General features: G+C 55.6%; 23 protein-coding genes. 2 read left to right on the top strand and 21 right to left on the bottom strand.

Annotated features, from left to right (window positions below; all coding sequences use genetic code 11):
- Positions 1-154: 154 nt before the first annotated feature.
- The 6 genes from E5161_RS14910 to pxpB all read right to left on the bottom strand — a co-directional run bounded on the left by E5161_RS14910 (position 155) and on the right by pxpB (position 6,763).
- The gene (locus E5161_RS14910) at positions 155-769 is read right to left on the bottom strand and encodes a YcnI family copper-binding membrane protein (protein WP_136778629.1); all 615 of its coding nucleotides are present in this window, start codon (positions 767-769) and stop codon (positions 155-157) included.
- 145 nt (positions 770-914) lie between these two features.
- The gene (locus tag E5161_RS14905) at positions 915-1,586 is read right to left on the bottom strand and encodes a response regulator (protein WP_136778628.1); all 672 of its coding nucleotides are present in this window, start codon (positions 1,584-1,586) and stop codon (positions 915-917) included.
- Entirely contained in the window at positions 1,583-2,443 is an 861-nt protein-coding gene (locus E5161_RS14900; RefSeq protein ID WP_246042280.1) for a sensor histidine kinase, read from the bottom strand. Before E5161_RS14900 ends, E5161_RS14905 begins: the two co-directional genes overlap by 4 nt.
- 27 nt (positions 2,444-2,470) lie before the next feature.
- Positions 2,471-4,129 carry a copper resistance CopC/CopD family protein gene (locus E5161_RS14895; RefSeq protein WP_246042315.1) on the bottom strand — a complete coding sequence of 553 codons (1,659 nt, stop codon included), beginning with the start codon at positions 4,127-4,129 and terminating at the stop codon, positions 2,471-2,473.
- A gap of 67 nt (positions 4,130-4,196) precedes the next feature.
- Positions 4,197-4,988: a LamB/YcsF family protein gene (locus E5161_RS14890; RefSeq protein ID WP_136778626.1), complete on the bottom strand. Its 792-nt coding sequence runs from the start codon at positions 4,986-4,988 to the stop codon at positions 4,197-4,199.
- Positions 4,985-6,763, bottom strand: coding sequence for a 5-oxoprolinase subunit PxpB (gene pxpB / locus E5161_RS14885; RefSeq protein ID WP_136778625.1), 1,779 nt, complete (start codon positions 6,761-6,763; stop codon positions 4,985-4,987). Before pxpB ends, E5161_RS14890 begins: the two co-directional genes overlap by 4 nt.
- A gap of 99 nt (positions 6,764-6,862) precedes the next feature.
- Between pxpB and E5161_RS14880 the strand changes: the two genes are divergently transcribed.
- Positions 6,863-7,189 carry a hypothetical protein gene (locus E5161_RS14880; protein ID WP_136778624.1) on the top strand — a complete coding sequence of 109 codons (327 nt, stop codon included), beginning with the start codon at positions 6,863-6,865 and terminating at the stop codon, positions 7,187-7,189.
- Between the two features lie 39 nt (positions 7,190-7,228).
- On the opposite strand, the gene E5161_RS14875 is transcribed toward E5161_RS14880, so the two are convergent.
- Positions 7,229-7,807, bottom strand: a complete 579-nt coding sequence (locus E5161_RS14875) for a TetR/AcrR family transcriptional regulator (protein WP_136778623.1) — start codon at positions 7,805-7,807, stop codon at positions 7,229-7,231.
- Between the two features lie 256 nt (positions 7,808-8,063).
- Between E5161_RS14875 and E5161_RS14870 the strand changes: the two genes are divergently transcribed.
- A complete protein-coding gene (locus tag E5161_RS14870) occupies positions 8,064-10,973 on the top strand; it encodes an efflux RND transporter permease subunit (protein ID WP_169306707.1) in 2,910 nt (969 codons plus the stop codon).
- Between the two features lie 77 nt (positions 10,974-11,050).
- Here the strand turns inward: E5161_RS14870 and E5161_RS14865 are convergent, their stop codons facing one another.
- From E5161_RS14865 to E5161_RS14800, 14 genes are all read right to left on the bottom strand, one after another.
- Positions 11,051-11,647: a hypothetical protein gene (locus E5161_RS14865; protein ID WP_136778621.1), complete on the bottom strand. Its 597-nt coding sequence runs from the start codon at positions 11,645-11,647 to the stop codon at positions 11,051-11,053.
- Between the two features lie 27 nt (positions 11,648-11,674).
- Positions 11,675-12,640 carry an aldolase catalytic domain-containing protein gene (locus E5161_RS14860; protein WP_136778620.1) on the bottom strand — a complete coding sequence of 322 codons (966 nt, stop codon included), beginning with the start codon at positions 12,638-12,640 and terminating at the stop codon, positions 11,675-11,677.
- A gap of 95 nt (positions 12,641-12,735) precedes the next feature.
- Positions 12,736-13,014, bottom strand: a complete 279-nt coding sequence (locus E5161_RS14855; protein ID WP_246042278.1) for a HesB/YadR/YfhF family protein — start codon at positions 13,012-13,014, stop codon at positions 12,736-12,738.
- A gap of 2 nt (positions 13,015-13,016) precedes the next feature.
- Complete coding sequence (locus E5161_RS14850; protein ID WP_136778619.1) at positions 13,017-13,469, bottom strand: hypothetical protein; 453 nt, start codon at positions 13,467-13,469, stop codon at positions 13,017-13,019.
- Positions 13,470-13,645: 176 nt separating this feature from the next.
- Positions 13,646-17,722, bottom strand: coding sequence for a bifunctional 2',3'-cyclic-nucleotide 2'-phosphodiesterase/3'-nucleotidase (locus E5161_RS20975; protein WP_136778618.1), 4,077 nt, complete (start codon positions 17,720-17,722; stop codon positions 13,646-13,648).
- Positions 17,723-17,978: 256 nt separating this feature from the next.
- On the bottom strand, positions 17,979-18,635 hold the full coding sequence (bshB2, locus tag E5161_RS14840) for a bacillithiol biosynthesis deacetylase BshB2 (RefSeq protein ID WP_136778791.1): 657 nt from the start codon (positions 18,633-18,635) through the stop codon (positions 17,979-17,981).
- 20 nt (positions 18,636-18,655) lie between these two features.
- Positions 18,656-19,000 (bottom strand): YojF family protein, encoded by a 345-nt coding sequence (locus E5161_RS14835; RefSeq protein ID WP_136778617.1) that lies wholly within the window; start codon positions 18,998-19,000, stop codon positions 18,656-18,658.
- Between the two features lie 81 nt (positions 19,001-19,081).
- Complete coding sequence (gene glsA, locus E5161_RS14830; RefSeq protein ID WP_136778616.1) at positions 19,082-20,026, bottom strand: glutaminase A; 945 nt, start codon at positions 20,024-20,026, stop codon at positions 19,082-19,084.
- A gap of 40 nt (positions 20,027-20,066) precedes the next feature.
- The gene (locus E5161_RS20840) at positions 20,067-20,699 is read right to left on the bottom strand and encodes a hypothetical protein (RefSeq protein WP_169306706.1); all 633 of its coding nucleotides are present in this window, start codon (positions 20,697-20,699) and stop codon (positions 20,067-20,069) included.
- Positions 20,700-20,835: 136 nt separating this feature from the next.
- Positions 20,836-21,363, bottom strand: a complete 528-nt coding sequence (locus E5161_RS14820) for a cysteine hydrolase family protein (protein ID WP_136778615.1) — start codon at positions 21,361-21,363, stop codon at positions 20,836-20,838.
- Positions 21,364-21,484: 121 nt separating this feature from the next.
- Positions 21,485-22,291 (bottom strand): class I SAM-dependent methyltransferase, encoded by an 807-nt coding sequence (locus E5161_RS14815; RefSeq protein WP_136778614.1) that lies wholly within the window; start codon positions 22,289-22,291, stop codon positions 21,485-21,487.
- Between the two features lie 138 nt (positions 22,292-22,429).
- Complete coding sequence (locus E5161_RS14810) at positions 22,430-23,011, bottom strand: sulfite oxidase-like oxidoreductase (RefSeq protein WP_136778613.1); 582 nt, start codon at positions 23,009-23,011, stop codon at positions 22,430-22,432.
- A 7-nt stretch (positions 23,012-23,018) separates the two neighbouring features.
- A complete protein-coding gene (locus E5161_RS14805) occupies positions 23,019-24,332 on the bottom strand; it encodes an MFS transporter (protein WP_136778612.1) in 1,314 nt (437 codons plus the stop codon).
- 30 nt (positions 24,333-24,362) lie between these two features.
- Positions 24,363-25,904 carry a leucyl aminopeptidase gene (locus tag E5161_RS14800; protein WP_136778611.1) on the bottom strand — a complete coding sequence of 514 codons (1,542 nt, stop codon included), beginning with the start codon at positions 25,902-25,904 and terminating at the stop codon, positions 24,363-24,365.
- Positions 25,905-25,916 lie beyond the last annotated feature (12 nt).

Here is a 25,916-nt window from a genome sequence, read left to right as displayed (position 1 = left end):
CACTCCGTCGTCCGTCTGTCATAATCATTTCTTACGAGCATATTACAGTTAATTCCTGATTAAATCAATATATTTGTAATAAAACAAAATTGTTAATTATAAAAAAACCGCCAAGGGCGTGTGATAACCCTTGACGGCTTATTCGGTTCAAAACTTACGCTTTCTTCCTTACGACAAGAAACAGTGCAATCAACGACACGACAAGCGCGGCGGCCGATAGAACCAGCGTCCACGTTGATTTGGTGTCATCAGCATTTGCGGCCGTCGTCGTGTCGGTTGCAGCCCCATGACCATGATCTTCTGCGCCGGTTGCCACCGTTACCGTGGTGACAGATGCCGGCTTGTCGGCATCCGGAGCGCCGGTCCATTCGACCACACTGCCGTCGGCGTATGTTTGATACGCCTTCCAAGTCAGTTCCTTGGCGTCAGCTGCCACTTTCCCCTGGAACAAAAATTGGCCGAATTCCGTTGCGCTCAAACCTTTTCCCGCCGTTTTCCAAGTGACGGACACGATTTTGCCGTCGGCGTTTTTCTCCAGCTCATACGTCCAATCCGGCTTCGGTTCCAAGCGGGACACGTCGACGCCTGCCGGCACCTCGACTTTCACCTGTGTAGTCGCAACATCCTTCTCTGTCGGCACGCGCAGGGTAAACACCTGATACGAGTTTGCAGGAACCTCTTTCGGCTGCACCGTCACGTGAGCGCTTGCTGCTCCGGCAAATGCAAGAGTAAACAGCAATACGAGCGAAACCATCAAACTTTTTTTCATAGGTACCTTCGACCTTCCTTCCAATCCATCGTATGGTACCTAGTATAATCCCGAACCAAGCTGTCCGCATGACTCGAAAGAGTCAGATCGTAGAAAATGTGTGACCGTTCCATGGCATTACACGCTAAGTAGACGCAATATTCACTCATTCCCCCGGCTCCAGCAGTCCACGTTCATAAGCGTATCGGGTCAATTGGACGCGATTATCCAGATGGAGCTTCTGCAAAATACTTTTAATATGGTTTTTCACCGTATGTTCGGATAATCCGAGAGATGTTGCAACTTCCCGATTCGTCAGGCCTCCGGAAACTTCCCGAAGAATTTCCCGCTCCCGCGGTGTAAGCTGTTCCAGTGGAGTAGCATCGCCTGAAGCCGGCCCCTTCCGGCTCCGTCCGGCGAACTCCCGCAGGATCGACAACGCGAAATCCGGATTGAGAGGCGCTTCGTCAAGCGCTACCTGGCGCAAATAATCCGTCCACGCGGAAGGGTTCAAGTTTTTCAGCAAATAACCCTGCGCACCTTTTTTCAGTGCCTCGAACAAATAGGCGGGGTCGTCCGAGACGGTGACCATGACGATTTTGACCGAGGGGTAAGCGGCCTTGATCGCTTTTACCGCTTCGAAACCGCCCATCCCCGGCATCTGAATATCCATCAAGATCAGTTCAGGATATACGGAATCCGTGAGATTCAGCGCTTCTTCTCCACTGGCAGCCTCTCCCACGATGACAAAATCCGGGTCCGAAGATAAGATTTCCCGCATCCCTTCTCTGGCATGGATATGATCATCCGCGATCAGTACTCGAATCGGCTGCTTCATTCAAGCGACTCCCCCGGCTTCACGATTTCCACCACCGTGCGGTCTCCACGCATCTCTGCAATAAACGTCCAGCCCATCCGATTGGATCGGTCGCGCACCATGCGCAGTCCGAACCTTTCCTTCACAGTCAGCGGATCGCCCAGGAATCCGACTCCGTTATCCTCCACGGCGCACCGAAACCCGCCTTCTCCGTTCGTTTCCCCTACCACTTCAACACGTGTTGCCTTTGCATGTTTTCGCACATTAATCAGCGCTTCACGCAAACAAGCGTACAACTCCACTTTCTCTTTAGGAGAGAGATCATCTTCCGGAATCGCCCAGCGAAACTCCGCCTGTGCCTCTGTGATCCCGGCGGTTTCTTCGAGCAGCTCGCGCAGAGGGATGACCCATGCGGCGTCAGCAGGCGTCGGCCCCTTACGCAAATTGGCGATCGCCTGTCTCAGATCTTCATCGATCACCTTGACTGTCGACCGCAGCTCGGCAGTCAAAGAACGAACTTTTTCTTCGCCCTCCGGCGCCGTACGATCCAAACGGTCCAGCTTCACCGCCAGCAAAAACAAGGACTGCGCGATCCCGTCGTGCAGCTCCTTCGCCAGTTGTTCGCGCTGTTCCAATGCCGCACTCAGTTCGCGTTCGCGGCGCAAAGCCTCTAGTGACGCTTCAAGCCGTGAAAATAAACCCCTGACTAACGTCAGTGTGACGGTGAGCACGATAAACGGAGCGAGCAAGTTGCCAAGCTCCATCGACAAGTACGGCAGTAAAAACGCATGCCGAATATATTCCCACAGGCCGATCGTCATCGTCGGAATGAGCAGAATGAGCCATTTGATCCGCTGGTCCGTCACATTCGGCTTCATCTCGTCTCCCTGCTTTCCCTAACCCGCTTAATAGATACGGAACTGCATTTCCTTCACCGTTTCGTTATCGTGTGCATCCGTGACACGAACTTGGGCTTTCCACTTTCCCGCGAACGGAAGAAACGGACCTTGCGCCTGATAAGTAAATTTGCCGTAACCCGGAAACGCGTCGATTTCTTGATCCTGATAAGGCTTTAACGGTACCTCGATATATCCCACATCATCCCGTTTCAGCGGCAGGAGCCGCAGAGCCACCCGCTTCGGCTGGCCGGCCGATTCCGGCAGCCACACCTTTACCGTGAACGAATTGTCGCCAGGCGCGTTCGGTGAGATCCGCAGCGTATAATGCAGGTCTGTGCCCATTTCATGATAGTGAAGCGGTTCATTGGCCGGCAGAGGAGTCTGATACGTAAAGATGCCGACAATGAAAACGATAACCGTCATAAAACCTGCATCAACTTTGAGCAGCGCACCTTGCGGCAGTGAGCCCTTACGGAGCCTTCCGCGGATGATCAGGGCCGCAACGGCAACCAGAATCGAAACGCCGATTTTGATTAACAACCATGTCCCCCAGGACGTATAAAGCAAATAATCTAAGGACGGTAAAAACGCCAATACCGACAGCGCCCCCGTCACCCACAACACCAAAAACGAATACAAAGCCCATCGCGAGAAAACGAGCGCAAATCGTCCAGCCTCCGGCCGTTCCTTCCGCCACACGGCCAGCAGCAGCACCAGACCTCCGACCCAAAGCGATGCGGCGGCCAGATGAACGAAGTCCAGCCCGATCGTGTAAGCCTTCGGCGTATAAACCGCCGCATGGCCTGACCAAGCTTCAATGAACAAAAACATGGCTGCCCAAAAAAGGCGAGCTGCATCGCCCAAGCTGACCAGCAATGTGGCCGCGATCGCCAGCAGCACCTCCGCGACGTAAAGCCGGCCTATTGTCGTGTCCATCAAAATGCGAAGCCCATCCCTGTACAAATCTTCCTGAAGGAGATCCGTCATGCTCAGCACCACATAGGCCAATGTCGCGAGAAGCGTGCATTTTCCGGCGATGCCGAGCCAGTATTCGCGTACTTCACGGACTAGCGGAGAAGCGTTCCGGTTCAGCACGCTCCACATGACGAGGCCCGAAGTGATCAGCAGAGCCATATAGTACAGGATGCGGGCACCGTAGGCGCGATAGGCCGTCTGTGTAACGGATGAGCCATGGTTCGCAGAGTGTCCCACCTGCTCGTGCGGATCCAATTTACTTGCTCCGGGAAGCGGCGCCGGATTGCCTACCGTAAATACATAAGCGCCGAAAACCGGGTGTCCGTCCGCCGAAATGACACTGTAAGAAACCGTGTAATGCCCTTCGCCCAGCTTGGGCAGCGGAAGCCGCATGCCTTTGCCTTGCTCGATTCGCTCGGGTTTGTCTTCCGTTACCGCACGCAGCTTCTCATCCAGTACGGAGAGCTTCATTCCCCCCGGGTCCAGTCGCTCGTTAAAGACAAGCTCGACCGAAGCCGGACTTTCGGCCGATTGATCACCGGCCTCCGGGGCCGCTCTCACCAGCTCCGCATGCGCATCCGCCGCCGGCACGAAACCGCCGAACGTCAGCCATAGGGTCAAGACGGCGAATCCGAGCAGCCGTCCCAATCGCTTAAAGTATATAGAGTAAATTTGAAAAATCGTAATCATAGACAAGCATTCGGCCTCCCAGTCCTTGAGATGGGCAACTCCATCGTAGCCCAACGGGACGACCTATTCAACTGCACGGCTTGTCACCCACCTGTGGCGCTCGAATCATAATGCCGGCAGAGCGCAGTGCCGACGCCAATTGCTTGGCGCGGCCGGCGGCCTTCGAGCTGTCGCCGTGAACGCAAATCGTGCGGACGCGCAGCTCGCAGAACTCGCCGGAAACCGTGCGGACGCGGCCTTCTTTGACGATCGAGAGCGCTTGCGCCGCGGCTTGCTCCGACGCTTCGATCATCGCGTTCGGCGTGCCGCGGGAAGCCAGCCGTCCGTCCGGCATATACGCGCGGTCTGCGAAGCCTTCCGCCGCAAACGGCGCGCCCTGCCGCTCGGCCTCCCGGTGCAGGCGGCTGCCCGGCGGTCCGAACAGGATGAGACGCTTGTCGACGGTGGTGACCGCTCGAACGATCGCCGATGCCAGCTCCGCATCGCCTGCCGCCATATGATACAGCGCGCCGTGGGGCTTCACATGCTGCAGTCTGCCGCCCTCGGAATGTACGAATGCTTGCAGCGCACCCACCTGGTAAGTGATCCAATCGGCGGCCTCTTCCGGTGTGACGGCCATTTCTCTTCTGCCGAAGCCCATGCGGTCCGGCAGCCCCGGATGAGCGCCCACCGCGACGCCCAGCGCAACGCAGCGTTCCACCGTTCGCCGCATGATGTGAGGATCGCCGGCATGAAATCCGCAGGCGATATTGGCGGAAGATACGATCTCCAGCAGAGAATCGTCTTCTCCAAAAGAGTAAGCGCCGTATCCCTCTCCCAAATCGGCGTTCAAATCGATCTCCAAAGGTGGCTGGATCATGCCTCATCCGCTCCTATCTGCTTTTTCAAGGCCAAGGCGATACCGGCCTGCAGCACGCTGAAGTGCCGAGCCAGCCGGTCCTTGATGCGCCAGGCTTCCTGCAGGTCGACCAACCGGAATCTCAGGTCGTCGCCCGGCCGGCATTGGGCGAGCAGCGGCAAATCCGCGCCGATGATATGCGCGATTTTCGGATACCCGCCGGTCGGCTGGCATCCGGCCGCAAGCACGATCGGCTGTCCGTTCGGCGGTACCTGGACGGTGCCGGGAACGACGCCGTGGGACGACAGCTCCCCATCGCGGACTCGAACAAGCGCCGGACCGGACAAACGGAGACCCATCCGGTCGGAGGAAGCATCGACGCGATAAGTCTGTGCGAGCAATTCGTCCCGAGTCTCCGGGTCGAACTCCTCCCATTCGGCGCCTGGTATGATCCGCAGTGTCACTTCACCGAAGTCGGATGCCGTGGCGAACGTTTCTGCGCTCCAAGAGACGGAAGCCCACGACTGGCTTTGTACCCGGGCCGCATGCTCCAGCGCGTGCGCCAGCCTGGCCGCGTCCGCGGACGGACTTCCGGCGGCCAAACGGTCTCCCGCCGCCAATGCCCGCCCGTTCAAGCCGCCTATACCCGCCCTTGCGTCGGTGCTTCGGCTTCCGAGCACGACCGGTGCCTCAAAGCCGCCCGACACGGCCAAATAGCATCGGCAGCCTCTGTGCGAACGCCCGAACGAAATCGTCGAACCCGCACGCAGCCAGACCGGCCGGTCCATCGGAACCGGCTCGCCGTCCACGTGCGCTTCCAGATCGGCTCCGCAGATGGCGGCGAGCGTATCCCGCCGTACCTTCATCACCGCGCCGATCATCGTCATTTCCAGCACCGCCGCGCGTTCGTCGTTGCCGACCAGCCAATTAGCCGTGCGGACCGAAATCCGGTCCATCGCACCGCCAGCCGAGACGCCGTACATCCGCCAGCCAGGTCTGCCCAAATCCTGCAGCGTGGTCAGTAGGCCTGACTTCAGCAACTCCAAGCAAACAGACTTCTCCGCATCGGCGTATTCAATCCCTCCAAGAGCATCTTGACTAACGCTCTCTCTTTCTCCGTCAGCCGGGAAGAATGACACGCGATCGCCCGGCGCGAGCAGGAAAGGCTCTTCCCGCTCCGGCCGGAACAGCGGAGTGAACGTTCTGCCGATGAGCTGCCAGCCTCCGGGCGATTCCACCGAATAGACGCCGGTCTGATTCCCCGCAATTCCGACCGAGCCGGCAGGCACTTTGAGCCGCGGCGCGGGATGTCTCGGCTGGACCAGCCTCTCCGGCAACCCGGCTAAATAGGGAAAACCCGGCGCAAACCCGATCATCGCCACATCATACTTAGACGAGCAGTAAGCCCGAACAAATTCGTCCGGCGAGACGCCGCCTCTTTGCGCACAAGCCGCCAGATCCGGTCCCTCTTCGCCTCCGAACACAACAGGCAGACGAATGTGGCGGGGGACGCGCACTTTCGCGTGATCCCCCGCATTTTCGATCTCTTGCCGCAACCGCGCTTCTACAAGCCGAAACCCTTCCGCCATACCGCCGGAGCCGCCTTCTTGCTTCACTTTGCGGGTATCCAAATGGATGGCCAGCGTCCGAAAGGCAGGGACGAGCTCCTTCACCCAAGGCAGCGACAGGCCGTGAATATGCGCCGCCATTGCGGCAATTTCCCGGTGACCCGTCTCTCCCGTTTCCGGCCATGCCAACAGCAGCGCGCTGTCGCCAAGAGGATCCATGACGGCCATTCGCGTTTCCCCTTTCTCATCAGCCGTTGCAACGCCGTTTTGTGTACCTTTACAATGATACTATCGCCGATCCGGCCAAAACGAAAGAGGGAATCCACCGTGGAACAATACGAACTCGCAACGCTCTCCGTCATCGAAGGAATCGAAAATCGGACGATCGCCTTCGAAAAGGCGAAATTAACTGTCGTGTCCGATTATGGCACACGGCTTTGGTACATTGACGTAGACGGCATTGACGATGAGCCCCTGCTGGAGCGTTTTGCGGAGAGCGACGAAATCGGCGTCCGGCTGGAGGCCGTCTCTATCGGAGGAAAGCGGTTTGGGGGCCGCGGTTTTTTCCATCCCAACCCTAGACGCCGGAGCGCCGCGATTCGCGGAGACGGCGAGTTGGAAGGCTATCAGCCGCAAACAAAAAGAGGAGAATGATGTTCGTCATTCCCCTCCTGGTTGTGCTTACCGACAGCGCTATCGACTGATCCCTTGAATAAACACCTCGAACGTGAGTGCGATCTGGTCCGCAAACTCCGGTTCTCCTTGATCGATCGCCCAGCTCATCAACGTTCCGAAATAAGTTTGAACCGCCAGCTGCGCGATCGTTCCGGCGGGGATGTCCGAGCGGATTTCTCCTTTTTGCTGCGCAAATTCGAATAGTGGAGTCAAGCTGCTCCGCAGCTCTTCGCATCGGTCGCACTGCACTTCCCGCAGCTTCGCGCTTCCGAAAACACCTTGCAGCACGGCTCGCGTTATTGACTGGCTCATCGTAAAACGGCGGGCATATTCGAACAAAATGGCCTGAAGCCGGGGGATGACCGGACCCGGTTTGCCGTGAACGTGCTCGATTTCCCGCATCATGATCGCGCCGTGCAGCTCAAGGATCAAATCTTCTTTCGAATCGTAATAATTGAAGAACGTTCCTTTGGCTACTTCCGCACGGTCCGCAATCTGCTGAACGGTTGTCGTTTCGAATCCATGCAGTTCGAACAGCTCGATGGCCGCCTCGGTTATTTTTTGTCGGGTCAGGGCTTTCTTTTCCTCCCGTTTCATACGCCACCTCCTTGCTCTCCTATTTTAACACACCTCGTCCAGATGGCAATATAACTTGACCAACGGTCCAATTTGTATAACAGCTATTGAAGCAATAATGCCGGTATTTTCGTACAAAGTATTGTCGCATCAACAATTTGAAGTCCATCCTTCCCTTCAAAATATTTATGACCAACAGTCCAAAATTGTGTTGATTTCGTCTGATCGATCGGTTATAAATGACATGAAGGTTATGGCAGACGGAAGGGGTAACGAAATGGAAAAATGGGTCGCATGGACGTCCCGGCTTCGTTGGGTGATGCTCGGGGTGTGGATGCTGACGGCCGCCGCTTCCGTTGTGGCGCTGCCGAATTTACAGGATATCGTACGGAAAACCGAGCAGAAGTTTCTTCCGGCCGATTCGGAGTCCTTGCAGGCCGGGAATCTGCTGGAACAGATCAATCCTTCTTCCGGCTCCGCTTCCAATGCGGTCATCGTGCTGAGCCGGAACGGCGGACTTCAGCAAGCCGACCGGCAGTGGCTCGAGACGACGCTGAAGCAAATGGAACGGGATAAAGCCGAGCTCGGCATAACGGACGTGCTGTCCGCGGATACCCAGCCGAACATGAAAGGCCGTTTCCTCAGCAAAGACGGCAGCACGATGATCGCTCTCGTGAATTTGCCGAAAGCGGACTTCGAGGAGGCCACGAAAGAAACGCTGGAGAAGCTGAAGCTGCGATTGGAGCATGCTCCCGCGGGGGCGAAGGCCGAGATGACGGGAGGCGCTCCGATCTCGCAGGAGTTTCAACAATCCTCGCAAGACGGCCTGAAAAAAACGGAGCTGCTGACAGTCGGCCTGGTTCTGGTCATTTTATTGTTTGTGTTCCGTTCTCCTGTAGCCCCGCTCATTCCGCTCGTCACGATCGGCATCAGTCTCGTGATTTCGCGGGGATTGATCGCGTTGGCCGCGGATTACGGACTGCCGGTGTCGAATTTCACGGAATCGTTCCTTATCGCCGTTCTGTTCGGCGCGGGAACGGATTATTGCATCCTCCTCATTCAGCGGTTCCGGGAGGAGCTGGTGAAAGACGGCGACAAGCGCGAGGCGCTCACACGCACGATGAAGGGCGTCGGCCAAACGATCGTATTCTCCGCCAGCACCGTTTTCGCCGCGTTTTTCCTGATCGGCTTCGCGCGCTTCGGCCTCTATCAATCAGCGGCGGGTGTCGCGATCGGCGTCGTGGTCACTTTGATCGCGGGCATGACGCTGGCCCCGGCGCTCCTGCTTCTTCTCGGCCGCGCGGCCTACTGGCCGATGCGGCTCGATGCCGGCCAAGGGCATGGAGAATCCCGGCTTTGGAACGCGGCCGCACGTCTTGCTTCCAAACGGGCCGCGCTCGTGCTAATCGCCGTTGCCGTTCTGCTCGGCCCGCTCACGCTGTTGTTCCAAGGCAAGCGGTCATTTGACGACATTGCCGAAATCAACCCGAATCTGGACTCCGTTGCCGGTTTCCGGCAAGTCGAGAAAGCGTTCGGCGCCGGAGAAGTGTTCCCTGTCTCGATCGCCGTCACGTCTCCTCAATCCATGCGGTCTCCTGAAGCGCTGGCCGCCATGGAGCAGGCGAGCGCCGACGTGATGAAGGTGCCCGGCGTCCAGGAAGTCCGCAGCGCGGTTCGCCCGCTCGGACGGCAGCTCACGGAGCTGACCGTGCCGGATCAGCTCGGGAAAACGAGCGACGCGATCGGTCAATTGAAAGACGGCGTCGCCCAAGTCGGAACCGGTCTCGAGGATGCCGGACGCCAATTGGACAGCGGCCGATCCGACGTCGACCGGCTGACCGGCGCGTTGCGGCAGATGGCCTCGAGCACCCAGGATGCCGCGAAGGGCGCAGGCAAGCTTCGCGACGGAGCGGCTCAAAGCGCCGACGGAGCTTCCCGGATCGCGGACGGGCTGAAGGAGTCCAGCCAAGCGGCGGCTTCGATGAAGAGCGATTTGGAGAAGCTGCTCGCCGCACATCCGGAGCTGCGGAAAGACCCGAGCGTGCTTGCCCTTGCGGCGAAGCAGCAACAGCTGTCGGACGGCCTGCAAAAGTTGGCCGCCGGGGCGGCTCCGCTAAGCCAAGGACTGATCGGCATGGTGCCGGCGCTCCGCCAGCTGAGCGAAGGGCTTGACCGGCTGACGAACGGCCAGCTGGAAGCGGTGCAGGGCGTGTTCTCGCTGAATGACGGCCTGTCCAAATTGACGGATGGCCTGAAGCAAGGCGCAAGCGGCTTGCGCCAAGTGGACGACGGGCTGGGCAAGGTACAGGCGGCACAGCAAACGATCGCCGATGACGGCAAACGTCAAATCGGCGGCTGGGTCGTACCGGCCGAAGCGCTGAACAGCAACGAGCTGAAACAGGCGCTCGATTACTACATCTCTTCGGACGGAACCATCGCCAAATTCGACGTCATCCTGAAATCGAACCCGTATTCCGATGAAGCCATGGACACGGTGAAGCAAGTGACGGCGGCGATGCGGCAAAGCTTAGGCGCTTCGGCCATCGCGGATATCGAGGTATATGCGGCCGGAACCTCCGCAAAATACAACGAACTGCGCAGCATTTCCTTTGACGATTTCGTCCATACGGGTCTTCTCGTTTTGGCGGGCATAGCCGTCGTGCTGATGCTGCTTCTGCGGTCCGTGCTTGCGCCTTTGTATGTGCTGTTGTCGCTAGGATTCAATTATTTCATCACAATGGGCATTATGGAATTCCTGTTCGTCAAGCTGCTCGGCTTCCCCGGTTTGTCCTGGACGGTGTCGTTCTTCATCTTCCTGATCCTTGTCGCGCTGGGCGTCGATTACAGCATCTTCCTGATGGCGCGGTTCAGGGAGGAGTACCGTCCCGGCGGTGTGCGGGCGGCGATGACCAAAGCGATGAGGACAACCGGCAGCGTCATTATTTCCGCGGCCGTGATAATGGGCGGCACCTTCGGCGCCCTCGGCTTCTCGGGCGTGGGTACGCTCGTGCAAATCGGCGTCGGCACATTGATCGGCCTGCTGCTTTACGCGGTCATCTTCATGGCGCTGGTCGTTCCGTCGTTCAGCTTCCTGTTCGGCGAGGCCAATTGGTGGCCGTTCCGACGGAAGCAAACCCACGACGCGGTCCTGCGCTCAGCCGCTCCCGATTCCGGCGAGCCGGCTTGAGGAATAAACATATGAAAAGCCGCCGTATTCGCACGATAATGCGAATACGGCGGCCTTTGCGTTCACCGGCACCGAGTCTATGCCAGACGTGACTCTAAGTATCGCAAAACGGCTTCCAGCTCCAAATGCTGAATGTGCTCCAACACCGTTCTGGCTTGGTCGTCTCCGATCCGGTTCTCCACAATATGAACCGCGTCGGTAAACAAGTAGGGATTCCAGACTGTTTGGCCGGCTACGGCGCCAATGGCTTCCCTAACCGGACCCGCAGGCAGTCCGTCCGCCTCTCGCATTCGTTCCATACGCTCGGAGACCCGCCCTTGGAGGAGATGATAAACCGGGTGATCGCCGGCCCGCCGAAACCAATACTTCGCGTTGGAGTAATCACGCTCGCGCCGGTGCATGATGCCGTGCAGCAAAGCACCGGTCGGCGTTTCCAAATCCTGCACCAAATCATGCGCGGAATCCAAGCCGTCGTTCCACAGATGAACCGCCGCTTTCCATGCCTGTGCCGAAGGCAGTCCGTCCGGCCGCCCGTCCGCGAGCTCAAGAACGGATATCGCACGGATTTGTGTGTCCAAACCGGGGTGCCACACCCTCTCCGGCGTGAGCGGCGGCAAACTTTTGCGGCCTCTCAGCACAGCGGCAATTGCGCCAAAGCGGGACTCCAGCAGCAAAGTCGGTTTCCTCCTCGGAAACGGCCGTTATTTAAGAAACACTTCCGGCGTCGTCAGTTTATCGTAAAATTCCGCGAATTTGTCCCGGTTCTCGGAAGCGCGCCACGCCATCGCGGAACGCGGGTGTTCGTCCAGCATGCCGGTAACCATGTCGGGAATGAGGTAGCCCCATTCTTCTTTCTCGCGAAGCTTCAGCATATGCTTCTCGATCATGCCGAGCACGGGACGGACGTTGTAATCCGGCTTGCTGAGCCGGGCCAGCAAAAGCTCGGTCGGCGTGTTGCCCGCCGCGCGGCCCATGCCGTACACGGAGGCGTCGAGCAGCTCCACGCCCATTTGGGCGGCGGCCAGCGTATTCGCGAACGCCAGCTGCATGTTGTTGTGCGTATGCACGCCGAGGCGCTTGTCTTTCAGGTTGCGGCGGAATTTCTCCACCAGGTAACGAATATCGTCCGGATCGAGACTGCCGTAAGAATCGACCACATACACGAAATCCACCGGGCTGTCGCTGATCAAAGCCAGCGATTCGTTCAGCTCGTTATCCATCACGTTGGACAGCGCCATAATGTTGATGGTCGTCTCGTAGCCGCGCTTATGGAACAGCTTGACCAGCTCCACGGCCTTCTCCGTATCTCTGGCGTAGCAAGCGACGCGGATCAGGTCGAGCATCGATTCGCTGCGGGGCAGCACATCCGCTTCATCCACACGCCCGATATCGACGAGCGCCGACAGCTTCGTGCGTTTCTTCTCCGGAATGACGTTCCGCAGAAACTCGTCGTTCAAAAAACGCCACGGCCCTTCGGTACCGTCACTTTTCAGCAGCTTGGGGGAATTTTTGTAGCCGATCTCCATGTACTCCACACCGGAGTCGTTCAGCGATTCATACAAATCCTGTACGAACTCGATGCTGAAATCCCAATTATTGACGAGCCCGCCGTCGCGCACGGTACAATCGATGATTTGGCAATGGCTGCCGTGTTTGTATGGTGTCATATTCTGAGACTCCTTCGGGCCGCACTCGCAGCGCCGGATTAATATTTCCATAGTGTACAACAAACCGGGCGCGTTTTCTACCGTTATTCGCCTTGTTACAACAGCTGGAACACAATATCTTCTCCCAAGCAATCGATCGTCAGGCGGTTGCCTTGCAAAAACCAAACATCCTTCCGTTCCATGAAAAAAGTGAGCGAACCCGCTACAGTCGTCAATGCCGCGTCCGACGGCGTGTCTCGTGTAATCCCGAACGCAAACGGCGGATCTCCTTCCGTGATGTAACGGACGAACACCCGAATGTGTTCCCCATCCCCAAACGCCCATTCCTGACGAAAGCAATCCAACGCTGCCGGCGTAACCGTTAATTCCACCATCGTCACCTCTCCGACAAAAGTTTTTCAATCCACTGCGCGGATACTTGCCAAACTTCCTTCGGACCGCCGTCTACCGGATAAATCTTGCCGCTGACACGGCTGCCGGGTGAGCGCATATCATTCAGCTCGAACTTGTGAACCCGCTTGCTTACATGGATGCTGATCCGATAAAGGGTTCCGCTCGGTTCCGGGTCGCCAAAATAGGTGCGCGGAGCATTCCGCAACTCCGTCATGATGTTCGCGATCGCCGCTTGATCTTGAATGGCGGGCCGCACGATCATTCCTTCCGTACTGGACACTTCGATCGATGTGACTGGATCCAAGTTCGGGAACCCATGTGCCGCTTTGAATGCCAGCTCCCCACGATGCTCATTCAACCAGAGCTGGTAAAAAACAAGAGTCACGACGGCCCCCAATCCCATTACCAGCAACATCCACACTCCCGCGCGACGCATTCCCGCACACCACCTCAGTCCGCCAACCTCGCACTCGTGAAGTGCTAAAGTACACTTCTTTTTCTATTTTTTAGCCGAGAATCCTCTATCTCTTAAAAAATAAAGGTATGAGCGAAGGGGATATCGATAAAAGAGAAAACCGGGAGAAAGATTCTCCCGGTTCCCGGTTCGCATACTTAGTTGACTTTGGTGATGCGGCCCTCGGTTTTCGCCGTAATCGCATTGCTGCCGAATTTGGCCTTGACATAGTCGATCGTGGCATCCAGGTCGACAGGACCGCCAATGCGGTTCGTACCGATCTTGAGAACCGTGTATCCGTCGCCGCCGTTCGCCATAAAGTCGTTCACGACGATCGTGTAGGTATCCGTGTCTACCAGTTTGGTGCCGTCGGCCTTCTTGATTTCAATCACCCGTTGGCCGACCGTCTTGCTGTCGTCATAACTGTAGGTGAACCCGGATACTTGGCCGATTTTCGAGCCGCCGGAAGCCGGCCATTGCTGCTCGAGCAGTTCTTTCATTTGCGCGCCGGTGAGCGTCATCTTCGTAAGCACGTTGCCGAACGGTTGAATGCTGAACAGGTCGCCCCAAGTGACTTCTCCCGCCAGCAGATCGTTGCGGATGCCGCCGGAGTTCATGAAGGCGAAGTCCGTCTTCATCGTTTCGCGCATGCCGTCGGCAATCAGGTTGCCCAGTGCGCTCTCGCCCGCAGCGGTCGTCTTTCTAGTAATATCAGCGTCCGCTTTGCCTACCTGAACGTTCATGATCGGAGCGACTTTATCCACATACTGCTTCACCATAGCGGTGATGGCAGCGTCCGGAGTCACCCCCTCTTGCTTGACGTCCACGACTTCGCCTTTCTTCGCTACGATGTCATGGGTGGCGCGGTCGATGACCAAATCCACATCGGAAAATGCCGTACCATAGGAATAAGCTTCGATGACCAGTTTGCCGTTAATATCTTTGTTGACCATACCATGGTTGTGGCCGGCGAAAATAACATCCACTTCCGGATCCACTTGATTCGCCAAATCCACAACCTCGCCCGTCGGGTTATCACTGCTTCCCTCGAACGGATCATGGGCAAGAATGACGATGGAACGGATGCCTTTCTTTTTCAGTTCGGCAACCGCTTTGTTGACGGCATCCGCTTGATCCACGAATGTCAACCCTTGAATACCTGCGGCACTTACGATCTGTGGAGTGATGTTCGTGATCACGCCGATAAAGCCGATTTTCACGCCGCCCACTTCTTTGACCACATACGGATCCAGCAGCGTTTTGCCTTTTTCGTCTACCACGTTGGCAACCGTATAAGGGAATTTCGCCCCTTCAAAGTGAACGCCGGTTTTCGGATTTTTGCCGCCGTGAATGAGTCTCAGCGCTTCAGCGGCACCTTTGTCGAATTCGTGGTTGCCCACCGTTCCGACGTCAAATCCGAGACGGTTCAAAAATTCGATCGTCGGCTCTTCTTGCAGCAAGGCGGAAACCGGTCTGCTCGCGCCAACCGCGTCACCTGCGTGAATCAGCAGAGTGTTCGGGTTGGCGGCTTCGCGCTGCTTCAGATACGTTGCCAAATAATCGGCGCCGCCGAGCGTTGCGGTCACTTTACCCGAAGCATCTTTCACTTCTTTTTTATAATCCAGTTGTCCATGGAAATCGTTTATGCCGAGCAGTTGTACGAAAATATCGGTAATAAGCTTGTCGACAACCGTCGCCGCTTCCGCACGGGTCGCGGTGCCTTTCGGCAAGAACGAGCCGCCGTTTCCGGCCATGACTCCGCGGTCTACGACGACATTCACGCTTGCCGCCGCAAAGCCGCTGATTTTGCCGCTGTCGTTGAATTTCGCTTGCGTATCTACCGTGATGGCCGCGCCTGCTTTGATATCCAGCGCTTTCTTGGCCATGACGGCCATTTCCTCACGGGAAATGAACTTGTTCGGAGCAAACTCGGTGCTGCTTACCCCTTTGATGATGCCGTTCTCGTAAGCGGCCGCAATATAAGAAGCATAAGGGCTGGATGCCGGCACGTCTTTGAAGGTTACGGCGTTCTTGGCGGTCAATTGCAAGGCTTTCACGAGCATGGTGGCGAACTGCGCGCGCGTCACTTTGCCGTTCGGGTTGAAGGTGGTGTCCGTCGTGCCGCTCACCACCTGCTTTGCCGCGAGATCGTTCACGAAGTTGAACGCCCAATGGCTTGCAGGCACGTCATTGAACGATTTGGACAGATCGATGGAATAAATGCCGAAGCCTTTATCGTCCGTTTTGTTCAAGTAGCGGATATTCTTCGTTGTCTTCGCATACTCTTCCGCTTTCGGCGAGGAGGTGAAGGTCACGTTCACTTTACCGAAAATCGGCGCGATTGACCAGTTGTTATCGATCGACGGATTAATTTCCTTGTTCTCGGAAATGTAATCCATTAATACCTGACGGTTTTCGTCCGGAGAGTCGATCACATACTTGCTTCCTTTGACACCCGGGAAGTTGCCGCCGCCGCTTGCACGGTAGTTGTTCGTTACGACGATGAACTCCTGGTTCGGATCAACCGGCTTGCCGTTGTACTTCAAGTTGATGATGCGGCTGGACTTCGCATCGTTAACTGTGCCGTCCGGCTTGTACTTTGCCGGTTTCGTGACGTCCACTTGGTACGTGACGCCGTCGATGACGTCAAAGTTGTACACCTGGAACGATGCATTGAGCAGCGGCTGCTCTTCCGTCTTCGTCGGATCGATCTGATTGAATTTGCCGGCGCTCATTTCGAGCCATTCCTTCACGACGGAGCCTTTCACCAAAATAGCCTTCAGCGTATTGTCGTAAAGATAAAGGTCGCCCGCACTCTTGATGGCCAGCGGTCCTTTCTTAATTTCGGTAAATTCCTCCGGCCCGTTGCGGCCGGCTTTGAACGGAGCGCCAACCGACAAGATCGGCGTGTTTTTATATTGCGGCAGGTTTTTGTTGATGTAGTTTTGAACGTACCATTTTTGCGCGTTCGTCACGATTTGCACGGACGGATCATCCTGCACGAGCGCGAAATAGCTGTGGATCGGGGCGGTAGTCGTACCGATCGGGCTGTTCGCATATTGGATCGTGGCGTCGCGGTCGGCTTTGACGGCGTCTACGATGGCCGTATCTTCCGCGGCCAGAGGCTTTTTCGCTGCCTTGTCGTAGATTTCTTTGGTGGAAGATTGGGAAGCTGCGACTTTCCACTTGCCGTCAACCTTCTCAAGTGTCAGATCGATGATGCCGAGATTGCTGCCGCCATAACCGGCTTGCACCGCGGCCACACCGTTGATCGTGCCTTTCACGTTGTCGACGCCGGCGACCACTTTCCCGGCTGCATCTTTAAACAATGGATCCAGCGATTTCTCATCCGCGGTCGGGAACACTTTGTGCGTATGGGAGAACGTAATCGCATCGATGCCCGGCACCTTGCTGAGTGGAAGCACCGCATCTTCGTCCATCGTGCCGGTCGCACTGGCGTTAAATCCGGTGTGCGCAGCCGCGATGACGATATCCGCGCCTTCGTCACGCATCTTCGGCACGAATTTTTGGGCTGTCGCCGCGATGTCTTTGGCAATGGCCTTGCCTTCCAGCCAAGACTTGTCCCACATCGTAATTTGCGGGGTCACCAAACCGATGACGCCAATCTTCACCGTCTGCTCTTGACCGGCTTCATCCTTGAACTTTTTCTCGAAAATTTTATAAGGAGTAAACATGTTGACGTCATTGTCGGGATTATTATCATGATCGTCGACATAGACGTTGGCGTTCACATAAGGGAAGTTGGCGCCTTTGAGAGATTGGTTGAGGAAATCGAGGCCGTAGTTAAACTCATGGTTGCCCAGGGTGGCCACGTCATAGCCCATCAAATTCATCGCTTTATAAACGGGGTGAATCTCGTCGCCTTTCATCGGAGCGATTTTCGCTTTATACGTTCCAAGCGGAGTTCCTTGAATCAAATCTCCGTTGTCGATGAAAAACGTGTTTTTGGCTTCTTCGCGGGCTTGCTTCACCAGCGTGGCCGTTCTGGAAAGACCTACGGTGTCGGAAGGTGCGTCTTTATAATAATCGTAAGAGACGAGGTTGGTATGAATATCTGTTGTCTCCAAAACTCTCAGCTTGAGCGGCGACGTACCGCTGTCCGCCGCGGACGCGAAACCGCCGCTGAACGGCAAAGCCAGTAAACTCAGCGACAACGCGCTGATGATCAACTTGCTGAACCGATTTTTAACCCCTAGATTCCTCAATCGTTTCATCCTCCCCAAGATTGTCGCAATTCTTGCCGCGCTAGAACATCATAACGACGATATGTAATCCGAAAGCTTCTTTTCAATCAAAACGATGTAAAAAGCACCCGGACCCTGCCTAACCCCCCTCTGCTTTTTATAGAAAGTGTTATGGTATAAAAATATGACATATAACCAATTAACCAAGTTAGCAAATAAAAAAACAACCTTTCGTAGAAGGTTGTTTTTTGTTCAACAATATGGAAAGTTTTTTTGCTCCCCGTGTTTACTCGAAACGATACGTCCAGAATCGTTCCGTCCCGAACCGCTCGCGCAATTCTTTCTCTTTCGGTTTGTTCGTTCCCAGCCATTCGGCAACCTGGAACTGGGATTTGTGAGCCCCAATGGAAGCCATCTTCTGACGGAGGAAATCGCCGACGTCGTTCACAATATCCGCGTGACCGAGCGCCTGAACGGTATCTTTAGCGAATGCAACGCAGTGGACGACCGGACGATCTTCGGGCGGCAATCTCCGGATCGTGCGGACCACCGCCGCCCCCGTCGCGTCGTGGTCGGGGTGAACGGCGTATCCGGGATAAAAAGTGATGACAAGGTCGGGATGAAGCTCTTTCAGCAAACCGTCTATGCGTGCATCCAACGCATCCTGGTCTTCAAATTCGATCGTCTTGTCATGAAAGCCGAGCATTCTCAAATCTTGGATCCCGATCGCCCGGCAAGATTCCTCCAGCTCCAGCTTGCGAATCGCCGGAAGCGTGATCCGGTTGGCGAACGGGGGGAATCCCATGTTGCGGCCCATTTCTCCCAGCGTCAGGCAGGCGTAAGTCACTTTGGCCCCCTCGCGGATGGCTTTGGCCAATGTGCCGGCGATGCCGAACGCCTCGTCATCCGGGTGCGGCAGGATCACCAATATCCGTTTATTCATCGAAGTTCCCTCATCTCTCATTAGAAAGGCCTCCTGCTAAGGTGCAAGGCGACGACCAGCTTCCCTTGGCTGTCGTGACCCGCCATAATGAGGCGTTCGGAGTCGGTCTCTTCCCAATGGGTCAAACCTTCCGAGTATAACCAGCCGTTCAGCATTTTCAAACCGACACGGTAAGGTCCGTTGCCCGCGATCGAACCGTGCAAATAACGGATCGTCGCATTGGTTACGAACGTGGCGGCCGGATGTTTGGTATTGTCATGATGGGCGGCGTAAGCGCCGGTCGTCATTTCGAGATGAATATACAAATCCTGGCCCTTTAGGGCGTCGATTCTTTGCTGTACCTGTTCCGGATGGATGGGCTGCATATTTTCCTCCACGCGTCTTTTATGAACTCATTTTATCACAAAAATAAAAAAGCAGCCCGTGACCCGGGCCGAAGTTGCTGGTTAAAACATGCTCCAATCGAACTCGCGGGACAGCGATTCCAACAGATGAACGCCGGCCACGCTGTTTCCTTTCGGGTTCAACGAAGGTCCGACGACCCCGATTCCGAATCGGCCGGGCACCATCGTCAGGATGCCGCCGGAAACCCCGCTTTTCGCCGGCAGTCCCACCTGAATGGCAAACTCGCCGGAAGCGTTATACATGCCGCACGTGACCATGAATGTTTTGGCAATCTGCACGTATCGTCTAGGAATAATCTGCCTGCCGGTTGCCGGATCCGTTCCGCCGCATGCGAGAACGAGCGCCATCCGGGCCAAGTCCCGGCAGCTTATTTCCACGGCGCAATGGCGGAAGTATACTTCCAGTACTTCCTCCACGTCATCGGTGAGCACGCCGTTATCTTTGAGAAAATACGCCAGCGACCGGTTTCGGTGAGCGGTGGCGGATTCGGACCGGTAAACCTCCGTGTTGCCATCCAGCTTGTCGTTGCCCGAGAGATCGCGGAAAAAGCTTAAAATACGCTGATATTTCTCCTCCGAATCAGCGCCCCGAATTAAAGATGAGATGACGATTGCGCCCGCATTGATCAAAGGGTTAAACGGAATGCCCGGCTCCACAAGCTCGAGCTTCAGCATGGAATTAAAATTATCGCCGGACGGCTCCTTGCCGACTTTGGAAAATACGTCGTCCTCCCCGCGGTCCATCAGCGCCAAGATCAAGGTGAATACTTTAGAGATGCTTTGCATCGTAAAAAGAAAACTGCAGTCGCCGGCGGTAACCGAATGTCCGTGCTTATCTAAAATGGAGATTCCCAGCGCCTCTCTCGGGGCTGCGCCCAATTCCGGGATATAGGAAGCGACTTTTCCATGTGCGGCCAGCTTTCGGCTCTCTTCCAGATGCTCGTTAACGCAAGCCCGAATCGCATTCATTTCTTCCGTGAATGGCATCTGCCGCGCCTCCATGTGCCATGGCCCGTTCGTCAATTCCTTAGTTATTTGCGTATTGATTTTGATTGGGATTAGACACGTAATCGATCGTCCAATCGATCATACCGTCCATCATGTTCAGAATCAGCGTTACGACAGCCTCTTGCGACATCGTACCGGAAGACTGACCCGACTGTCCGGACTGTCCCGACTGTCCGGATTGGCAAGACGTTCCCGATTGACCGGATTGGCCCGAGTTCCCCGACTGGCCTGATTGACTTGAAATATACTGTTTCATTTTCTTTTCTAAATGGTTGGCCATCCCTTTTAACTTCAACAACTCATTGGCTATTTCAGCGGTGTGCGGGCTGCCGCTATATCCGCCTTGCGCAGCATTTCCTTGTGATGGCTGCGATTGGCTGCTGTTCATCTGGTTCATTAGGTTCATTAGGGTCATCAGGTTCTGCTGGTTCTGCTGGTTCTGCTGGTTCTGCTGGTTTAGTTGGTTCTGCTGGTTCTGCTGATTTTGTTGATACTGTTGGTTTTGTTGGTATTGTTGGTTCTGTTGGTTTTGTTGGTTCTCTTTATCCACAATCAGCTGTCGGATTTGCTGAAGCTGCAGCGTCACCAATTGTTGCTGTTGCGCCAGCTCCTCGATCTGTCCCTTCAATTCACGGTTGCCGTTACCAAGCATGCAAGACTGCGCTCCTCTAAATAAACTGTTATGCCTTACTTTAGCCTCGATGATGTCAACATATCCCTCCCGATAACGAAAAGACTCCACAGATTCAGGATCCGCGGAGTCTTGTCAGGTACACGATCGAATTCATTTAAAAAAATGCGATTCTCGAGGATTTCACGACGTTTGCGAAAGACCTGAATTGCTCGTTATATTGCAAAATGATTTGCTCCGCGCTCTGATCACCTTGGCTGAAGGTACTGTGGGCGTCTTCCGCCACGGTTACTTCATAGCCTAAGCGGTGGGCACGCTGGCTCGTAGCATCCACACAAAAATCCGTTTGCATTCCCGTCAACACAAGTTTCTTTATTCCGAGCGATTCTAATTCGTGTTGAAGATTCGTCTCGTTGAATGAATCAGGCGTTCGTTTTTGAATGATGAGGTCTCCCGGGGCAGGAGCGATTGCGGGGTGTATTTGCCAATCCGGAGTGTTCGTTTCCAACTGTTCACCGGCCTCTTCGTTGTGCTGGACATAGATAACGGGGACTTGGGAAGTTCTCGCTTGCACGATAAGGCGGTTCACGCGGTCAAGCAAGCCATCGCCATCGTAAATAGGGTATGCTTCCGAGAACATACCGACTTGAACGTCAATGACCAGCAAAGCGGTATCCGCTTTCATACTAGCCTTCACCCCTACATTGGAATTTACTGGCTTGTCCAGTGTATAGGAACATTTGTTCTGTGTCAATCACCATTAAAGGTGACGATTTCTTAACAGTGAAAAGTCATTATCTCCATTGTCAATCTTTTCGACGGGCGACATGGAGAACAGCGCCCCAGTGGCGGCGAACCGACTTTTCTGCACGGCTATTGAGACGAACTCGAATTTCGTTGAAGAGTTTGCCGCGTTTCCATTCCTCCATAAGGATGTGCCCGGAGAAGGTTTCGAGGAGTTTAATATACTCATCAACATGATAAATGCGCTCCCAATCGAAGTGCCGGATGTGTACAACCTCAAACAGGCTGCTTTTCTCAATCTCGTCACTTTGGTCGTGAAGTTCCCCTAGTCTCGGCCAATCGTTGTTTTCTACCGATTTACCTTCACCGATCTCATAGTAAACGGTTTGAATATCACGGAAGAATGGGTCTGCACCGTCTGGAAAAACGTGATCTGCGTTCCAAAATGCCAGGTGTCCTCCGGGACGAAGGACCTGCCATGCCTTGATATACCGAACTTCGGGATCAACCCATTTCCAAGCAGTCGCAGCGAATACCAGATCAAACCTAGTCTCCGCCTCCGGTTGCCAGTCTTCGAAGCTCCCGTTGATGATGTCAACGTCCCATCCGACAAGGTTCTGACGGGCAATTGCGGCAAGCTCAGCGCCAAGTTCTACGCACGTGATCTTAAATCCGAGTTTGGCTAACGGGAGAGTAGCCTTTCCTGTAGCACAACCCACTTCCAACAAACGATCACCTGGATTCAAATTAGTCACATGGATTAAATCATCGAACAATTCTGCCGGGTAATCCGGACGTGCCTGCTGATAAATATTCGCAGCATGTTCAAATGACTCACGCAATTTTGTATTATCATTCATCAAGTTCATGATCCCTCCTTAGTGCGATCAACTCCGTTTTGGATAAATTTGAGCTACCTGTAATAAAGTGATTCTACGTTGTTATTAGGGTATCCTACCAATCATCTCCAAGTGAATTGGCCAAACAAAAAAAGGGGTCTCCCCCCTTTAATCGAAGTCATATCTCTGCTCTTTCCACGGGTCGCCGTACATGTGATAGCCGTTCCGTTCCCAAAAGCCGGGCTTGTCGGCCGCGAGAAATTCGATTCCCCGGAGCCATTTAGCGCTTTTCCAGAAATACAGATGGGGAACGACCATCCGAACGGGGTATCCGTGCTCGGGGGACAGCAGTTCGCCGTTATGTTTAAGAGCCAAGAACGACGTGTCCCGTACGAAATCCTCAAGCGGAAGGTTCGTCGTCCAACCTTCCTCGGCGTGGAGCATGACGTAATTGGCTTCTGGTTTCAGCTTCACCCGCTCCATCAACGTCGAAACCGGCACACCTTCCCACACGTTGTCCAGCTTGGACCAGCTGGTCACGCAGTGGATATCATTGCGGAATTCGCGTCGCGGAAGCTTCATGAATTCTTCAAACGACAAAAGCACCTGCTCTTCTACCAAGCCGAATACCCGCAAATCCCATCTCGTCGTATCCCGGTAATAAGGCACGTCACCGTAATGAAGCACCGGAAACCCCGGGGTCACTTGCTGTCCGGGCGGTATGCGCTGCTGCTCGCCGGCTGTGCTCATCGAATCTTCACGCTCCTTGCTGGATGGCGGATTGTCGGCGGTGTTTACGACGGCTCTTGCCGAAGATGAGCGGCGCGACGCCGAGCGCGAGCGCGAGCAATACAAGTCCGGCAATTCCGGTCATGCCGTACGATTGGATCCATTCCGGGCCGCCCGCCGCCTGCTTATAGAGCCAGCCGCCCGCAATCGGTCCGAAGAAGCCGGCTAGACCGGTGCACGCCGAGAAAACCGCCACATACATCGGACGCTCCGACTTCGGAGAGTCCCCGATCAGGAAATTAAACACGAGCAGATTGTATCCGCCGAGTCCGACGCCCAGCAACACATGCGTCAGAATCAGGATCAACAGCGCGGGCAGCACCGCCATTCCCAGCCATACCGCACACGACGCCGCGATGAGCGGGAACGTCCATAGCAGTAACGTTCTGGCCGGATAACGGCCGTTCAGCACTCCCCAATAATAGTAGCTGATCATCATAACCAGATTCATCATCATCGTAATCAGCGTGACTTCGCTGTAACTCATCCCCAAAATGTTCAGCATCGCATACGAGAAAAGCGGCACCACGATGTTCTGTACCAACAGGAACAAGGAGATGAACAGGGTGGCGGACAGAAACGCTTTATCAGCGAACGGACGAAAGAGCATTTTGTGCGAAGAGCCGCTTTGCGAGCGCTCGAACGGCGGATTGGAATACCGGGTCAACGCCCAACCGTTCCAAATGACGCACAGTCCACTGATCACGAACAAAATCGTAAAACCCGTCGCGCCCGGCAGCCATTCCATAATTTGGCCTCCGGCGAACAACGTTATACATACGACCGCCCAGTGAACCGTGTTCCGGATCCCGAAGTATTTCCCTCTAACCGCGGCGGGCACGGCGTCTGCCATGACCGAAGTCCAGATCACACCGCATGCCTGCCCTGAAGCGAAAGACAACAAAAAGAAAGCAAGATACAATGGAACCCATAATGCATCCGAAAAAAACACCGGAATGAGTCCGGTTGCCACCCATAACGCTCTGTGCAGCACGCCGAACAACATCATATAGAGACGGCGGTTATGCCATTTTTGCATGGCAAACGCGATAAAAATTTGGATCAGCAGGGTAAACGACGGGATGGCCAGCACGAGGCCGACCTCATCTGCCGTAAAACCGAGATACAGCATAAATGCCATCTGAAGCGGTCCGCCCAGCAAGTTCCCGACAATGTTCGCCGGAATTCCTTCAAGAAGCGCGATCCGGAGTCCGCGGCGATATTCGGATTCGAATCTGCGGACTTCCAACGTCCGGCGAAAATTTTGCAACCAGGCCCTCATCCCGCATCCCCCATGAAATGGTCGTAGTTGTTATTGTGCGGTTGACGATTCGTTTTCCAGCCATTCCAGCAGTGTACGAACCATAACGCCGGTTCCGCCCTTTGGTTCCAGATCCCGGTCAGACCACATCCAGGCCGTACCGCCGATATCGATATGCACCCAAGGACGATCTTCGGCGAAGGCGCCGATGAACAGTCCGCCGGCAATCGCACCGCCCCACGTGCCGCCGTGGTTTTTCAAATCGGCGACCTCGCTGCGGAGCATACGCTTGTATTCCGGATGAGCCGGCAGCGGCCACAAATATTCGCCTGCCCGCTGCGATGCCTGTAAAATTTGCTGCAGCAGCGGCTCATCGTTGGTGATGACGCCCGACGTGACGTCACCCAGTGCGTGCATCACCGCGCCGGTCAAGGTCGCAACGTCGACAAGCCGGGTGGCCCCTTCGCGAATCGCGGTCGTCAGCCCGTCCGCCAGAATGATGCGGCCCTCCGCGTCGGTGTTCAGCACCTCCACCGTCCGGCCGCTGTACGTAGTAATCACATCGCCCGGTTTATAAGCGCTCCCCGACGGCATATTCTCGGCTGCGGGCACGACGGCCACCACATTCACGCGCAGCTTCCGCGAGGCAAGTCCCCTCATCGTGCCGAATACCGCGGCGGCTCCGCCCATGTCGGAGATGAACTCCTCCATGCCTTGCCAAGGCTTGACGTTAATGCCCCCCGTATCGAAGGTAACTCCTTTGCCGATCAGGCCGAGCCAATCATTCGATTCCGGGCGTCCGCGATATCGCAGCACAATCATGCGCGGAGGTTTGGCGCTTCCCATACCTACCGCAAGCAGTCCGCCCATGCCGGCTTCCGCCGCTTGTTTCTCATCGTAAATGCGGCATTCCAGACCGGTTGCGCGCGCCAACGCTTCCCCTTCGTCCGCGAAAGCTTCCGGCGTCAGCCGGTTGGCCGGCAGATTGGTCAATTCCCGCGCGTAACAGACGGCGTCCGCTGTACGGATGCCTTGAAGGAATCCTTCCTCCCATTCTTCCGAATAACCTTCCGATTCAAATTCGAAACGCACCGACGGTTTCGGCAGCCGGCGTCCTTCGGACGCGCTCGTGTTTCTTGTGTACATGCCGAGCAGCAGCCCTTCCGCGGCCGCCGCTCCGGCGTTCCGCGGACCACCCTGTTGCTCCGTCGACCCCATCGTTGCAGGGATACGGAAAGTGAACGATTCCGCCTTTAAGTGAAGCAGCGCTTTTCCCGCCGCCCCCGCCGCGATGCGAAACTCTTTGATGCTCCATGGCGACGCATGATAGCCCGTAAATACGACGTAGCGTGCAGGAAGCACGCCCATTGCAGGGAGTACGGCCGTTTCACCCGGTTTCGCGTCAAAAGCCCCGCGACGAGACCAGTCGCGGAGCGTTTCGTCCAAAGCCGAATGGAGCAGCGGTTTCCCTTCATGAAATGCCGAATGATCGATGAACACAACGAGCGCTTCAGCGGTAAAATCCGACCGTTCTCCGGCACTGGATTCCGCCTCCGCCGATGAAAACTGAATCTGCCATCCCGACCACAGCATGAATGATCTCCA

Origin of the sequence: Cohnella pontilimi (assembly GCF_005049045.1) — a bacterium.
GTDB lineage: Bacteria > Bacillota > Bacilli > Paenibacillales > Paenibacillaceae > Cohnella > Cohnella pontilimi.
Note: the sequence above shows the minus strand (reverse complement) of the source record. Positions and strands in the feature narration are given on the sequence as shown.

What these genes read in the sequence shown, in the direction of transcription:
- E5161_RS14855 (WP_246042278.1), bottom strand. Translation starts at nt 13,014, where the DNA reads ATGGTGGAATTAACGGTTACGCCGGCAGCGTTGGATTGCTTTCGTCAG.
- E5161_RS14860 (WP_136778620.1), bottom strand. Translation starts at nt 12,640, where the DNA reads ATGACACCATACAAACACGGCAGCCATTGCCAAATCATCGATTGTACC.
- bshB2 (WP_136778791.1), bottom strand. Translation starts at nt 18,635, where the DNA reads ATGAATAAACGGATATTGGTGATCCTGCCGCACCCGGATGACGAGGCG.
- glsA (WP_136778616.1), bottom strand. Translation starts at nt 20,026, where the DNA reads ATGCCATTCACGGAAGAAATGAATGCGATTCGGGCTTGCGTTAACGAG.
- E5161_RS14895 (WP_246042315.1), bottom strand. Translation starts at nt 4,129, where the DNA reads ATGATTACGATTTTTCAAATTTACTCTATATACTTTAAGCGATTGGGA.
- E5161_RS14890 (WP_136778626.1), bottom strand. Translation starts at nt 4,988, where the DNA reads ATGATCCAGCCACCTTTGGAGATCGATTTGAACGCCGATTTGGGAGAG.
- E5161_RS14900 (WP_246042280.1), bottom strand. Translation starts at nt 2,443, where the DNA reads ATGAAGCCGAATGTGACGGACCAGCGGATCAAATGGCTCATTCTGCTC.
- pxpB (WP_136778625.1), bottom strand. Translation starts at nt 6,763, where the DNA reads ATGGCCGTCATGGATCCTCTTGGCGACAGCGCGCTGCTGTTGGCATGG.
- E5161_RS20975 (WP_136778618.1), bottom strand. Translation starts at nt 17,722, where the DNA reads ATGAAACGATTGAGGAATCTAGGGGTTAAAAATCGGTTCAGCAAGTTG.
- E5161_RS20840 (WP_169306706.1), bottom strand. Translation starts at nt 20,699, where the DNA reads ATGCTTGGTAACGGCAACCGTGAATTGAAGGGACAGATCGAGGAGCTG.
- E5161_RS14800 (WP_136778611.1), bottom strand. Translation starts at nt 25,904, where the DNA reads ATGCTGTGGTCGGGATGGCAGATTCAGTTTTCATCGGCGGAGGCGGAA.
- E5161_RS14810 (WP_136778613.1), bottom strand. Translation starts at nt 23,011, where the DNA reads ATGAGCACAGCCGGCGAGCAGCAGCGCATACCGCCCGGACAGCAAGTG.
- E5161_RS14805 (WP_136778612.1), bottom strand. Translation starts at nt 24,332, where the DNA reads ATGAGGGCCTGGTTGCAAAATTTTCGCCGGACGTTGGAAGTCCGCAGA.
- E5161_RS14910 (WP_136778629.1), bottom strand. Translation starts at nt 769, where the DNA reads ATGAAAAAAAGTTTGATGGTTTCGCTCGTATTGCTGTTTACTCTTGCA.
- E5161_RS14815 (WP_136778614.1), bottom strand. Translation starts at nt 22,291, where the DNA reads ATGAACTTGATGAATGATAATACAAAATTGCGTGAGTCATTTGAACAT.
- E5161_RS14875 (WP_136778623.1), bottom strand. Translation starts at nt 7,807, where the DNA reads ATGAAACGGGAGGAAAAGAAAGCCCTGACCCGACAAAAAATAACCGAG.
- E5161_RS14870 (WP_169306707.1), top strand. Translation starts at nt 8,064, where the DNA reads ATGGAAAAATGGGTCGCATGGACGTCCCGGCTTCGTTGGGTGATGCTC.
- E5161_RS14905 (WP_136778628.1), bottom strand. Translation starts at nt 1,586, where the DNA reads ATGAAGCAGCCGATTCGAGTACTGATCGCGGATGATCATATCCATGCC.
- E5161_RS14850 (WP_136778619.1), bottom strand. Translation starts at nt 13,469, where the DNA reads ATGCGTCGCGCGGGAGTGTGGATGTTGCTGGTAATGGGATTGGGGGCC.
- E5161_RS14820 (WP_136778615.1), bottom strand. Translation starts at nt 21,363, where the DNA reads ATGAAAGCGGATACCGCTTTGCTGGTCATTGACGTTCAAGTCGGTATG.
- E5161_RS14835 (WP_136778617.1), bottom strand. Translation starts at nt 19,000, where the DNA reads ATGCAGCCCATCCATCCGGAACAGGTACAGCAAAGAATCGACGCCCTA.